This window comes from Flavobacterium frigidum, assembly GCF_048286795.2.
In genome coordinates this window covers 53324-66586 of record NZ_JBLVPT020000003.1, presented here as the reverse complement: position 1 = coordinate 66586, position 13263 = coordinate 53324, and the positions used below count along the sequence as shown (strand labels likewise).

At 36.1% G+C, this 13263-nt stretch carries 16 protein-coding genes; 10 read left to right on the top strand and 6 right to left on the bottom strand.

What is annotated here, in order from left to right; genetic code table 11:
• The first annotated feature begins 24 nt into the window (after positions 1–24).
• From leuD to leuB, 3 genes are all read left to right on the top strand, one after another.
• On the top strand, positions 25–621 hold the full coding sequence (gene leuD, locus ACNQGB_RS05515) for a 3-isopropylmalate dehydratase small subunit (protein ID WP_417946477.1): 597 nt from the start codon (positions 25–27) through the stop codon (positions 619–621).
• A 137-nt stretch (positions 622–758) separates the two neighbouring features.
• Complete coding sequence (locus ACNQGB_RS05510; RefSeq protein WP_417946488.1) at positions 759–2351, top strand: alpha-isopropylmalate synthase regulatory domain-containing protein; 1593 nt, start codon at positions 759–761, stop codon at positions 2349–2351.
• A gap of 96 nt (positions 2352–2447) precedes the next feature.
• Positions 2448–3509, top strand: a complete 1062-nt coding sequence (leuB, locus tag ACNQGB_RS05505) for a 3-isopropylmalate dehydrogenase (RefSeq protein ID WP_417946478.1) — start codon at positions 2448–2450, stop codon at positions 3507–3509.
• Positions 3510–3616: 107 nt separating this feature from the next.
• On the opposite strand, the gene ACNQGB_RS05500 is transcribed toward leuB, so the two are convergent.
• Both ACNQGB_RS05500 and ACNQGB_RS05495 read right to left on the bottom strand, forming a co-directional pair.
• Positions 3617–3979: an RNA recognition motif domain-containing protein gene (locus ACNQGB_RS05500; protein ID WP_309758564.1), complete on the bottom strand. Its 363-nt coding sequence runs from the start codon at positions 3977–3979 to the stop codon at positions 3617–3619.
• Between the two features lie 155 nt (positions 3980–4134).
• On the bottom strand, positions 4135–4620 hold the full coding sequence (locus tag ACNQGB_RS05495; RefSeq protein ID WP_417946479.1) for a DUF6252 domain-containing protein: 486 nt from the start codon (positions 4618–4620) through the stop codon (positions 4135–4137).
• A gap of 202 nt (positions 4621–4822) precedes the next feature.
• Here ACNQGB_RS05495 and ACNQGB_RS05490 point away from each other — a divergent pair, with 202 nt between their 5' ends.
• The 7 genes from ACNQGB_RS05490 (at position 4823) to ACNQGB_RS05460 (ending at position 10806) form a co-directional block, all read left to right on the top strand.
• Positions 4823–5383: a 30S ribosomal protein S16 gene (locus tag ACNQGB_RS05490; protein WP_417946481.1), complete on the top strand. Its 561-nt coding sequence runs from the start codon at positions 4823–4825 to the stop codon at positions 5381–5383.
• A 14-nt stretch (positions 5384–5397) separates the two neighbouring features.
• The gene (rimM, locus tag ACNQGB_RS05485) at positions 5398–5922 is read left to right on the top strand and encodes a ribosome maturation factor RimM (RefSeq protein WP_417946482.1); all 525 of its coding nucleotides are present in this window, start codon (positions 5398–5400) and stop codon (positions 5920–5922) included.
• 89 nt (positions 5923–6011) lie between these two features.
• Positions 6012–6725, top strand: a complete 714-nt coding sequence (locus tag ACNQGB_RS05480) for a tRNA1(Val) (adenine(37)-N6)-methyltransferase (RefSeq protein ID WP_417946483.1) — start codon at positions 6012–6014, stop codon at positions 6723–6725.
• A 172-nt stretch (positions 6726–6897) separates the two neighbouring features.
• Positions 6898–8076 (top strand): acyl-CoA dehydrogenase family protein, encoded by a 1179-nt coding sequence (locus tag ACNQGB_RS05475; protein WP_417946484.1) that lies wholly within the window; start codon positions 6898–6900, stop codon positions 8074–8076.
• Positions 8077–8257: 181 nt separating this feature from the next.
• Positions 8258–9040, top strand: a complete 783-nt coding sequence (locus ACNQGB_RS05470; protein WP_417946485.1) for a DUF3050 domain-containing protein — start codon at positions 8258–8260, stop codon at positions 9038–9040.
• Between the two features lie 63 nt (positions 9041–9103).
• Positions 9104–9829: an SGNH/GDSL hydrolase family protein gene (locus tag ACNQGB_RS05465; protein ID WP_417946486.1), complete on the top strand. Its 726-nt coding sequence runs from the start codon at positions 9104–9106 to the stop codon at positions 9827–9829.
• An 80-nt stretch (positions 9830–9909) separates the two neighbouring features.
• On the top strand, positions 9910–10806 hold the full coding sequence (locus ACNQGB_RS05460) for a serine/threonine protein phosphatase (RefSeq protein ID WP_472777078.1): 897 nt from the start codon (positions 9910–9912) through the stop codon (positions 10804–10806).
• A gap of 28 nt (positions 10807–10834) precedes the next feature.
• On the opposite strand, the gene ACNQGB_RS05455 is transcribed toward ACNQGB_RS05460, so the two are convergent.
• The 4 genes from ACNQGB_RS05455 to ACNQGB_RS05440 all read right to left on the bottom strand — a co-directional run bounded on the left by ACNQGB_RS05455 (position 10835) and on the right by ACNQGB_RS05440 (position 13239).
• Positions 10835–11152, bottom strand: coding sequence for a 2Fe-2S iron-sulfur cluster-binding protein (locus tag ACNQGB_RS05455; protein WP_309756649.1), 318 nt, complete (start codon positions 11150–11152; stop codon positions 10835–10837).
• A 112-nt stretch (positions 11153–11264) separates the two neighbouring features.
• Positions 11265–11504: a NifU family protein gene (locus ACNQGB_RS05450; protein WP_073205171.1), complete on the bottom strand. Its 240-nt coding sequence runs from the start codon at positions 11502–11504 to the stop codon at positions 11265–11267.
• A gap of 70 nt (positions 11505–11574) precedes the next feature.
• Complete coding sequence (locus ACNQGB_RS05445; protein WP_417945114.1) at positions 11575–12705, bottom strand: Mrp/NBP35 family ATP-binding protein; 1131 nt, start codon at positions 12703–12705, stop codon at positions 11575–11577.
• Between the two features lie 204 nt (positions 12706–12909).
• The gene (locus ACNQGB_RS05440) at positions 12910–13239 is read right to left on the bottom strand and encodes an MGMT family protein (protein WP_417945115.1); all 330 of its coding nucleotides are present in this window, start codon (positions 13237–13239) and stop codon (positions 12910–12912) included.
• Between the last annotated feature and the right edge of the window lie 24 nt (positions 13240–13263).

Below are 13263 nucleotides of genomic sequence, written 5' to 3'. Positions count from 1 at the left end.
TTGGGGGGCTAATAAAAAATAAAAATGGCATACGATACATTTAATATCCTAACAAGCAATGCGGTACCGCTACCTATAGAAAACGTAGATACCGATCAAATTATCCCAGCTCGCTTCCTGAAAGCAACAGAACGCAAGGGCTTTGGCGACAACCTTTTTAGAGACTGGCGATACAATTCAGATGATACGCCAAAAGCAGATTTTGTCTTGAATGACACCACTTACTCTGGTAAGATTCTAGTGGGTGGAAAAAACTTTGGTTCTGGTTCCTCCCGTGAGCACGCCGCTTGGGCAGTTTATGATTACGGTTTTCGTGCCGTAATTTCTAGCTTTTTTGCAGATATTTTTAAAGGGAACTGTTTAAATATTGGCATTTTACCGGTGCAAGTAAGCCCTGAATTTGCTGAAACTATTTTCAAAGCTATCGAAGCAGATCCCAAAACAGAATTGGAGATTAATTTACCTGAACAAACGATCACTTTACTAGCAACTGGCACTAAAGAGTCTTTTGATATTAATGGTTACAAAAAAAATAACATATTGAATGGTTTTGATGATATTGACTATTTGCAAAACATAAAAAAGGAAATTGTTGAATTTGCCAATGCCTTTCCTTACTAAAAACATACAAGTATAATTTATCAATATTACGCTTGCTACTGTTGTCAAGCTAGATTGCTGCTTTTAAATTTTTAGAAAATAAAAAAGCAAAGCTTCTAATTATGAGAATCACAGCCGCTTTTAGCAGTACATATATAATGGAAAAAAGAAAAATTGAAATAATGGACACCACACTTCGCGATGGAGAACAAACATCAGGAGTGTCATTTTCTGCTGCAGAAAAATTAACCATTGCGCAATTATTACTGGAAGAATTACAAGTTGATAGAATCGAAATTGCCTCAGCGCGTGTGAGTGAAGGTGAATTTCAAGGTGTAAAAGGGATAATGACTTGGGCTAAAGAAAAAGGATACGCCCACCAAATCGAAGTATTGACTTTTGTTGATAATGGACTTTCTATCGAATGGATGAAAAATACGGGCGCAATTGTTCAAAATTTATTAACCAAAGGATCTTTGAATCATTTAACTCATCAGTTAAAAAAAACGCCCGAACAACATTTTACTGAAATAGCACATACTATTGCTTTGGCGACAGCAAATAATATAGAGACCAATGTATATTTAGAAGATTGGAGTAACGGAATGCGCAATTCTCCTGAATACGTGTTTGCATATTTAGACTTTTTAACCAAACAACCCGTCAAAAGAATCTTACTACCAGATACTTTGGGCGTTTTAATTCCCTCAGAAACATTTGAATTTATTTCGAAAATCATAACTCGATACCCAAACTCACATTTTGATTTTCATGCACACAACGACTACGATCTAAGTATTGCTAATGTTATGGAAGCAGTAAAAGCAGGTATTCATGGGCTCCACGTGACCGTAAACGGAATGGGAGAGCGAGCAGGAAACGCACCTCTAGAAAGTACAGTTGCTGTAATAAATGATTTTTTACCACATGTAGTAATTAACATTAAAGAATCTTCCTTGTATTCTGTAAGTAAGTTAGTCGAGACGTTTACGGGCTACCGAATTCCAGCAAACAAGCCAATTGTAGGTGACAATGTATTTACGCAAACAGCTGGAATTCATGCCGATGGAGATAATAAAAATAATTTGTATTTTAATGATTTGCTTCCGGAGCGTTTTGGCAGAAGGCGAAAATATGCATTGGGAAAAACATCAGGTAAAGCCAATATTGAAAAAAATTTACAAGAACTAGGCTTGCAACTTAATCCCGAAGATCTTAAACTTGTCACACAACGAATTATTGAATTAGGTGATAAAAAAGAGACGGTTACTAAGGAAGATTTACCCTATATCATTTCAGATGTTTTAGACAGCCAGTCATACCAAGAAAGAATCGTAGTAGAATCGTATATCTTATCGCATGCCAAAGGACTGCGTCCATCAACTACTTTGTCTTTAAAAATTGATGGAGAAATCATTGAAGAACACGCGCAAGGTGACGGACAATTTGATGCATTTATGAATGCTTTGGCAAAAATATATAAGAGTAAAAATTTAGAACTACCAAGGCTGATTGATTATGCTGTCCGGATTCCGCCCGGGAGTAGTTCTGATGCCTTATGTGAAACCATCATAACATGGACTAACGAAGGAAAAGAGTTTAAAACGCGTGGTTTGGATTCTGATCAAACCGTTGCTGCCATTATTGCAACACAAAAAATGCTGAATGTAATCCCCTCCAATCCCGAATCTTCAGAACTAACCGAAAGGGAGGGAGCCAAGCCGAAATTGGAGCTTGAAAATTTGAAATAAAATTAAAGAAATACAACACAAACGACAAATCCAATCCTTCAACACCCAGTCTCCGCCTCCTTCGCAGGGGGCTGGAGCGAGGAAAACACAATTAATATGAAATTAAAAATAGCACTTTTAGCCGGAGACGGAATAGGACCCGAAGTAATCAATGAAGCCGTGAAAGTTTCTGACGCGATTGCTGAAAAATTCAACCATGAAATCACTTGGACACCTGCACTTACTGGTGCTTGCGCCATAGATGCCGTAGGCGTTCCTTATCCTGATGCAACCCACGAAATCTGCTTAGCTGCAGATGCTGTTTTGTTTGGCGCTGTGGGACATCCCAAATACGATAATGACCCAACCGCTCCAATACGGCCTGAACAAGGATTGTTATTGATGCGTAAAAAGTTGGGCTTGTTTGCTAATGTACGTCCCACTTTTACATTCCCGTCTTTAATTGACCATTCTCCTTTAAAAAGAGAACGTATCGAAGGAACGGATTTAATTTTTTTACGAGAACTGACAGGCGGAATATACTTTGGAGAAAAAGGAAGGAAAGACAATGGCGAAACAGCTTTTGATACCTGTACTTACACCAAATCTGAAGTTAAACGTTTAGCTAAAAAAGGATTCGAGCTAGCAATGACTCGTACTAAAAAACTATGCTGCGTTGATAAAGCTAACGTTCTAGAAACCTCGCGCCTGTGGCGAGAAACAGTACAAGCAATGGAAAAAGAGTATCCAGAAGTTACGGTAAGTTATGAATTTGTTGATGCCGTTGCGATGCGATTAGTGCAGTGGCCGAACTCATATGATGTTTTAATAACGGAGAATTTATTTGGCGATATTTTAACCGATGAAGCTTCAGTTATTTCTGGTTCCATGGGATTAATGCCTTCTGCATCTGTTGGAGAACATACTTCGTTGTACGAACCTATCCACGGTTCATATCCACAAGCTACTGGTTTAAATATTGCAAATCCATTAGCGACAGTATTATCCGCAGCGATGATGTTTGAAGATGCTTTTGGATTAAAAGACGAAGCAAATTCCATTCGATCAGTAGTTAACAAATCCTTAGAACAAGGAATTGTAACTGAAGATTTAGCTGCTAAGAATTCTAAGGCTTATAAAACGAGTGAGGTTGGCGACTGGTTGGTTGCTAATTTGTAAAACAAATTGTTTTTTTGTAGAGACGCACTGCAGTGCGCCTCTACCGTATCCAAACAAAAAAGGTGTCAATTTTCATTGACACCTTTTTTTATAGCTAGAAAAAAATATTAATATCCTCCTCTGTTTCCACCACCACGGTTGTCTCCACCACGGCTGTTTCCACCACCATAACCACCGCGTGAATCTCCACCACGACTGTTATTGTTAAAACTTCTTCTTTCACCTTCTGGTTTAGGCTCAGATTTGTTTACTACTATTGCACGTCCTTGAACAGTAGCTCCGTTCAATTCGTCAATTGCTTTTTGAGCTTCGTCATCGTTTGGCATCTCAACAAAACCAAAACCTTTACTTCTTCCTGTAAATTTATCTGAGATAATTTTAACTGAATCTACTGCTCCGTAAGCCTCGAAAGACTCTCTTAAATCTGCTTCCTCAATACTGAATGGAAGGCTTCCAACAAAAATATTCATATGTACTTATTTAAATAATACAACAAATGTAATGCTATTTTTCTCTAATCCACTATATATTAGCTAATTTATGTTTTATTTCACTTTTAAAAAAATAAGAGTTGTAATAGTGAAACTATATAATGATTAGTATTTATAAGATAACAGTAAAAAAATTAGGGAACCAAAGGTTTTTGCACTGGAATTTTATAAAAAACACCTTGCTGAAAATTGACAGTTGCATTCGCTTGAGAACTTCTATTGGTGTTTTCAGCACTAAACTTAAAAGTCCCAGTAATAGTCTTATTGATAGCGTCGTATTCTGTGATTATAATTTGGCCTTGACCAACACCAAAACCTGTTGTATATGTTACTATTCCAGTAGCCGGACCAGTAACGGTACAAATTGCTTTACTTGCCTCACTTGTTCCAAGAAAATAAGTTTGAGGCTCAGCAGCAGCAGTTTTCAAAGAAATCGTTTCGTTTACAATAAGGGATTCTATTAATAAGGATCCATCTGAAGCAATAGTAGCTTTTGATCGCACACCTCTCCAAAACACATTGTCTTTTAAACCCTGAAAAGAAGGATTGTTGAAACGAACGTCGTCCTCACAGGAAAGCAAACCAAAAAAAACAAGGGTTATCAAAAAATATTTTTTCATAATAAATCACTTTTGTGAGGAACAAAAATAGGACATTAGACCTAAAATAAAAGACAATTGCTACAAAAAACAAAACTATCGCTTTGGTTAATACCCTAAACTTCATTAAAATAGTACAGCAGTTAGCATTTATCGATAAAAAATGTATCTTTGCACCCTTAATTAATCGAGGTCGAGTACCTCAAAATTTAATCACAAGATTATGTCAGTAAAAATTAGATTACAAAGACACGGTAAAAAACAAAAACCTTTTTACTGGGTTGTAGCAGCAGATGCTCGCTCAAAAAGAGATGGTAAATACTTAGAAAAAATCGGTACTTACAATCCAAACACAAACCCAGCAACTATCGAGTTAAACCTTGAAAGTGCAGTAAAATGGTTGCACAATGGTGCACAACCAACTGATACTGCTAAAGCTATTCTTTCTTACAAAGGAGCTTTATTGAAACACCACCTTGATGGAGGTATTCGTAAAGGTGCTTTGACACAAGAACAAGCGGATGCAAAATTAGCTGCTTGGTTAGAAGCTAAAGCTGGAAAAGTTGATGCTAAGAAAGAAGGTTTGACTAAAGCACAAGTTGCTGAAAAAGCTAAAGCTTTCAAAGCAGAGCAAGAAGTTAATGCTAAACGTTTAGCTGCTGCCGCACAAGCTGAGGCTGATGCTATCGCTGCTGCAACTCCTGCTGTTGAAGAGGAAGTTGCTGAAGTTGAAGCTGAAGAAGCTCCTGCTGCAGAAGAAAATAACGAAACAACTGAAGCATAATTTAGAAGGCGACAATGCGTAAAGAAGATTGTTTCTACTTAGGTAAAATCGCTAAAAAATTTAGTTTCAAAGGGGAAGTTCTTGCATATTTAGACACGGACGAACCTGAGTTATACGAAAACTTGGAATCAGTGTTTGTTGAATGCAACAAACACTTGGTTCCATTTTTTATTGAAAGCAGTTCGCTGCACAAAAACGATTTCCTTAGAATTCGTTTTGAAGATATGAATACCGAAGAAGATGCCGATGCGGTTATTGGAAACGACTTATATCTTCCATTAAATATGTTGCCAAAACTTACCGGCAATAAATTCTATTTCCACGAAGTAATAGGTTTTGAGGTCGAAGACAAAAGACTAGGCGTTGTTGGAAAAATTGAATCCATAAATGACACTACAGCTCAGCCTCTATTTGAAGTTTTAAACGGTGATGTAGAAATTCTTATCCCTATGATTGACCATTTCTTGGTTAAAATTGATCGTGAAAACAAAAAAGTCATCGTGGATTTACCAGAAGGGTTAATTGAAATGTACCTTTAGTTTATTTTTTGAACCATTAAGAAATTAAGGTTCATTACGTTTTTTTCTTAATTCCCTTAATTTCTTAATGGTTTAATTTTTTTGTCTTCATGTCTAAATTCCAATTTAAACAATTTTCTGTTGAACAAGATCGCTGCGCCATGAAAATTGGTACTGATGGCGTTTTATTGGGTGCTTGGACGCCAATTGATAACAATCCATTTAGTATTTTAGACATTGGAACTGGAACAGGTATAATTGGACTGATGTTGGCACAACGAAGCAACGCAGAACAAATTGACGCTTTAGAAATTGACGAAGACGCCTACGAGCAAGCTGTAGATAATTTTGAAAATTCTCCTTGGAGCGATCGCTTGTTTTGTTTTCATGCTGGCTTAGACGAATTTATAGAAGAGCCTGAAGACGAGTACGATTTAATTGTTTCCAATCCTCCATTTTATACTGAAGATTATAAAACTGATAACGAACAGCGCGATCTAGCCCGTTTTGCTGACGCTATGCCTTTTGAAGAATTAATTGAGGCCGCAGATTTATTACTGTCTGAAAACGGAATATTCTCCGTAATCATTCCATATAAGGAAGAAGCTCATTTCTTGGCTATAGCCAAAGAGTATGAACTATACCTTTTAAAAATTACTCACGTAAAAGGAACACCAAATTCAGAGATCAAACGTAGTTTATTGGCTTTTAGCCGAAGTGAAACTCCTAATTTTCCAGTTGACGAACTAATTATTGAAACTTCAAGACATCAATATACCCCACTGTACATTACGTTGACTAGGGATTTTTATTTGAAGATGTAAAACTTCTTTTAAACAAAACCTAAATTTTCGTAGTTGTCCGTTTAATTTAAACTTTAGTCGTACATTAGAAATTAATTGTACAAAACAACCAGTTTTTAAAAAATATAACAATTGTTAATGCTTTTGTTATATTTCTTTATGTAAATTTGTGCTCTATAAAATTCATAAAACCATGAAACCAGACTTATTCCAATCTCCAGATTATTATAACTTAGATGATTTACTAAACGAAGAACACAAACTAGTGCGCGATTCTGCACGTGCTTGGGTAAAACGTGAAGTATCTCCTATTATAGAAGAATACGCTCAAAAGGCTGAATTCCCGAAACAAATTATAAAAGGTTTGGGAGAAATTGGTGGTTTTGGTCCTTATATACCGGAAGAGTATGGCGGTGCTGGTTTAGATCAAATATCATACGGCTTAATCATGCAAGAAATTGAACGCGGAGATTCTGGTGTTCGTTCTACATCATCTGTTCAATCATCGTTAGTTATGTATCCTATTTGGAAATACGGAAACGAAGAACAACGCATGAAATATTTACCAAAGTTGGCTACTGGTGAATACATGGGTTGTTTTGGTTTAACAGAACCTAATTACGGTTCTGATCCAGGAAGTATGATTACAAACTTTAAAGATATGGGCGACCATTATTTATTGAATGGTGCCAAAATGTGGATTTCAAATGCGCCCTTTGCAGATATCGCTATTGTTTGGGCAAAAAATGAAGAAGGACGAATTCACGGTTTAATCGTAGAACGCGGCATGGAAGGTTTTACTACTCCCGAAACTCATAATAAATGGTCCCTTCGTGCATCATCAACTGGAGAATTAATTTTTGACAACGTAAAGGTTCCAAAAGAAAACCTTTTACCCAATAAATCTGGTTTAGGTGCACCACTAGGCTGCCTTGACTCTGCACGTTACGGAATTGCTTGGGGCGCTATTGGTGCAGCTATGGATTGCTACGATACCGCTTTGCGTTACGCTAAAGAAAGAATTCAATTTGACAAACCAATCGCAGGAACACAATTACAACAAAAGAAATTGGCCGAAATGATTACGGAAATCACCAAAGCACAATTGCTAACTTGGAGACTTGGTGTTCTACGAAATGAAGGACGCGCTACAACCGCTCAAATCTCTATGGCTAAAAGAAACAATGTAGATATGGCCATCAATATTGCTCGTGAAGCCCGACAAATGTTAGGCGGAATGGGAATTACAGGTGAATATTCTATAATGAGACATATGATGAACTTAGAATCTGTAATTACGTATGAAGGTACGCACGATATTCATTTATTGATTACAGGAATGGATATTACCGGAATTCCTGCATTTAAATAGTATCAAATATATTAAATCATTTTTGTTTTAAAAAAAACCAGAATTATAGAAAATTCGTAACTTAACATACGAGAGTTTATATTCTTTTAATACTAAACAGTTATAAAAGAATTAGTAAAATTGATTACAAAAGCTTCTTGGAAACAAGGAGCTTTTTTACATTTGTTAAAAAATACCACCTATGAATATTGACACAATAAACAATAGTATTCAGCCACAAAAAGAACTATTGTTACAACATTCTTTGTACAACAAAGTTAAATCGATTGAGGATTTACATTGTTTTCTTGAAAATCACGTTTATGCCGTTTGGGATTTTATGTCTTTATTGAAAGCCTTACAATCTAAATTAACGTGTACGACAACTCCGTGGTTCGCTACAACCAATCCACAAACTAGATATTTGATCAATGAGATTGTGGTTGCTGAAGAGTCTGATTTGACAATCGATGGCCAACGTTCTAGTCATTATGAAATGTACATCGAAGCGATGAAAGCATGCGGAGCAAGCACGAATGGAATTGAACATTTTTTAACAGAAGTAAATTCACTGAAAAATATTTTTGTAGCGATCAAAAAAAGCAATTTACACCCCAATATTAAATCCTTTTTAGATTTTACTTTCCGAGTTATTGAGGAAGGAAAATCACATGAAATTGCTGCAGCATTCACTTTTGGACGAGAAGATTTGATTCCGAGTATGTTTACTGCTATTTTGAAAAATTTTCAGGCTAATTTCCCTGATACTGATTTAAGCAAATTGATATACTATTTTGAAAGACATATCGAGTTAGATGCTGATGATCACGGACCTATGGCCATGAAAATGATCACGGAACTTTGCGAATCTGATGCTCAAAAATGGTCTGATGTTGAAGAAGTATCGAAAATGGCTTTAGAAAAAAGAATTGGATTGTGGGATGCCATAGAAGAATCCCTTATTCTAAAAGTAGAACTGGCGTAAAACCAATAGTTTCTTATATACGTAACTATTATTTGGAAACGAATTCCCATTAATTTCAAAATAATGAAAAAAAATTTTCAAGTACTAGTTGCGTTATTTTTGTTGCTTATCATTGTAAGCTGTAGTGTAGAAAATGATGTTTCTCAAACAATACAAACCGCGCCGCCGATACAAGGTAAGGCCTACACTTATCTCGCTCTTGGAGATAGTTACACCATAGGAGAAAGTGTTTGTGAAACATGTTGTTTTCCAGCGCAACTATCAAAAAAACTAGTGAATCTAAATCCTAAAAATACGTATTCGCACAAAATTATTGCTCAAACAGGCTGGACTACAACCAACTTGCTTTCGGCTATTGGCGCTCAAAATCCATCTTCCAATTACGATTTAGTCACTTTACTTATTGGTGTAAACAACCAATATCAAAACAAGCCTTTTTCTTTATATGAAAAAGAATTCCCTGAACTTGTTAACAAAGCTATTGCTTTTGCAAAAGGTGATAAATCCAACGTAATTGTGGTCTCGATACCAGATTATGCTTTTACTCCTTTTGGGCAAGCATCAAGTAACCCCGCTGCTATTTCATCACAGATTGACCGCTACAATGAGTATGCGCAAAATTATTGTGAAGCAAATTCCATTTCTTTTATTTTCATCACTGATAGTACTAGACAGGGTTTGGCTAATAAAAGTTTAGTGGCTTCAGATGGTTTACATCCTTCTGATCTGGCCTATTCATTATTTGTAGAACGAATGTTCCCAACAGCGACTACCGCAATTCACAATTAAAAACATTAGAATTACGAAACCTCAAAGATACCCTAGCATTAAGGGCTATTTTGTTTATCTTTAGTTTTCAAATTAAAAAAATGGCTTCGCAAGAACGATTAACAAGAGCTTTTATAGAAGCACAGAGAATTCCTTTTAACGATCAATCGAAGTTTATTCTCTTTAGTGATTGCCATCGCAGTGACAACAGCTTTGCCGATGACTTTGCCAGCAATCGAAATGTTTATTTTCATGCAATGACCCAGTATTACAATGATGGATTTACCTATTTTGAACTCGGGGATGGTGATGAACTTTGGGAAAACATCTTTTTTAAAACCATTTTTGAGGCACACAAAAGCGTTTATTTATTACTTAAAAAATTTCATGATTCTAAAAGATATTACAAAATTTGGGGCAACCATGAAATGACTTTTAAAGATAACGCGCACGCACAAAAAACACTCTCTACTTATACCAATACGCAAAACGACAAAGAAGAACCTTTATTTACTGGTATTAAATGTCATGAAGCACTCGTTTTAGTTCATGAAGATACCAATCAAGAATTGTTTTTGACACACGGCCATCAGGCTGATTTCATGAATTACATCGGTTGGAAAATCAATCGGTTTATGGTACGAATATTATGGAAACCATTGCAAATATGGGGGATTTCAGATCCAACAAGTCCTGCTAAAAATTATATGGAGCGCATAAAAATTGAACTCCGCATCAAAAAATGGAGTGAAAATAACGGTCGTAAAATAACAATAGTTGGACACACGCATCGCCCTAGTTTCTCCTATCCAAGCCTAAATTCGACACCCTATTTCAATGACGGAAGTTGTGTACATCCGAGAAGTATTACGGGCATAGAAATTGTGGCAGGAACGATCACCCTAATAAAATGGTTTATTGATACCAAAGAAGATGGCATTTTGCAAGTTGTTAGAGAAGTATTGGAAGGTCCAACCAACTTAAAAGATTACAAATAAAAAGCGAGAATTTCTTCTCGCTTTTAAACTAATTTTCCGGAGCCAACTCTAATTCTAATCCTTCGAGGCTTTCGGTTATTGGAATTTGACAACCCAAACGGCTATTTGATTTTACATAAAATGCTTCTGATAACATAGCCTCTTCATCATCATTCATTTCTGGCAGCGGCACATCATTCAAAACATAACATTGGCAAGAAGCGCACATAGCCATTCCGCCACAAGTTCCTTCAACTGGAAGCTCATACGCTTTACAAAGTTCCATAATATTCATAGCCATATCGGTGGGAGCCTGCAATTCATGTACTACTCCTTCTCTATCTTTTATCTTTATTAATACATCCATAAATCAGTTGTGGGTTGAGAGTTTCATTGAGACAATAGCAAGACCTATGCTTTTAGTAGAAAAACATAGGTCTTTTTTATCTTTTCTATTTAAAAGGAACGCTTAATACCGTTTATAGGATATTAACAACAGTTTCTATTTGTGGAGCAAATTTTTTAATGGTGGTTTCTACCCCGGCACGCAACGTCATCTGGTTGACACTGCAACTGGTACAAGCTCCCTCGAGACGCACTTTTACATGCTTATCATCTTCGATGGAAATTAGTGTGATGTCACCGCCATCTGAGTTCAAAAAAGGTCTAATTTCTTCGAGTGCTTTTTGAACTTCTATTGTTAATTCTTCTGTTGTCATTTTCTTTATTTAAAGATTGAAAGATTAGAAAATTGAAAGATTATAATTAATTTTCAAAAGATTCTAATTTCTATTTTTTATTTACTGCGGAACAACCTGCCATAGTTGTAATTTTTACAGCCTCAGTCGCTGGTAAATTTTCATTTCTATTAACAACTTCCTGTACTACATTTCTAGTGATTTCTTCAAAAACAGTTTGGATAACGGAACCCTCTTGCATCGCTGCCGGACGGCCATAATCTCCGGCTTCACGAATGGATTGCACAATTGGCACTTCTCCAAGAAAGGCAACATCAAGATCTTCAGAAAGATTTCTTGCGCCTTCTTTTCCAAAAATGTAATATTTATTTTCTGGTAATTCCTCTGGTGTGAAATACGCCATGTTTTCTATAATTCCTAAAACAGGAACATTTATCGCTTCAGACATAAACATCGAAACTCCTTTTTTTGCATCGGCCAAAGCTACTGCTTGTGGTGTACTTACAATTACTACACCTGTGATAGGCAAGGATTGAACAATAGAAAGGTGAATATCTCCAGTACCTGGTGGCAAATCGACTAACATAAAGTCTAATTCTCCCCAATCTGCATCAAAAATCATTTGGTTTAACGCTTTAGAAGCCATTGGTCCTCTCCAAATTACTGCTTGACTTGGTGCTGTAAAAAATCCTATTGACAGTATTTTTACTTCATAGCTTTCTACCGGTTTCATTTTAGATTTGCCATCTACGGTAACTGAAATTGGTTTTTCGTTCTCGACATCAAACATGATTGGCATCGAAGGCCCATAAATATCAGCATCTAATATTCCTACTGAAAAACCCATTTTAGCTAGTGACACCGCTAAATTTGCTGTTACTGTTGATTTTCCAACTCCGCCTTTACCAGAAGCAACACCAATTATATTTTTGATTCCTGGAATAGCTTTTCCTTTGATTTCTACCTTGTCTGGAACGTCAACTTTACTGTTAATTTTTATTTTAGCTTCTGTTGATACTAATTCTAAAATTGCTTTTTTGATATCATCTTCTGCGCGCTTCTTAATGTGCATTGCTGGTGTGTGCAAGATTAAATCTACAACCACTTCATCACCAAAAGTAATCACATTTGCAATAGCGCCACTCTCCACCATGTTTTTCCCTTCTCCAGCTATGGTTATGGTTTCTAATGCTTTAAGAATGTCTTTTCTTTCTAATTTCATTTTTATTTAACTGTTTTCTATTAGTATTTGCATACCAGAATATTATCTTTATTTAATCTGATTTCAGATTACAAAGATAGCAGTTTAAGTTCTTATTTTAAAGGATTTGTATTGCATTTATTGATTTGCAAATTGCCACTACTTATAGCCCTGCTTTTCTATTTATCAACCAATTCAACACTTTTATAATCAAAGAAAAGTTTGCTACTCCATTCGGATCTCGGGAACCCAAAAAACCGAATCAAGATCTACAATCTGATTATTAACAACAACAATGCCCTCGTTTTCCAACAACTGTTGCATCAAATTTGTTCCGTCAAAATGTAATTTTCCAGTTAGCAATCCATTTCTATTGACCACGCGATGTGCTGGAACATCACCTAAAGTATGAGACGCATTCATGGCCCAACCCACCATTCTAGCGGATCGAGCTGTGCCTAAAGCTTTTGCAATAGCGCCGTAAGAGGTCACTTTGCCGTATGGAATTTGCCGTACTACAGCGTAAACCCTTTCAAAAAAGTTATCGTCGGACATGGCTTTATGTTTGATAAAAAGAAA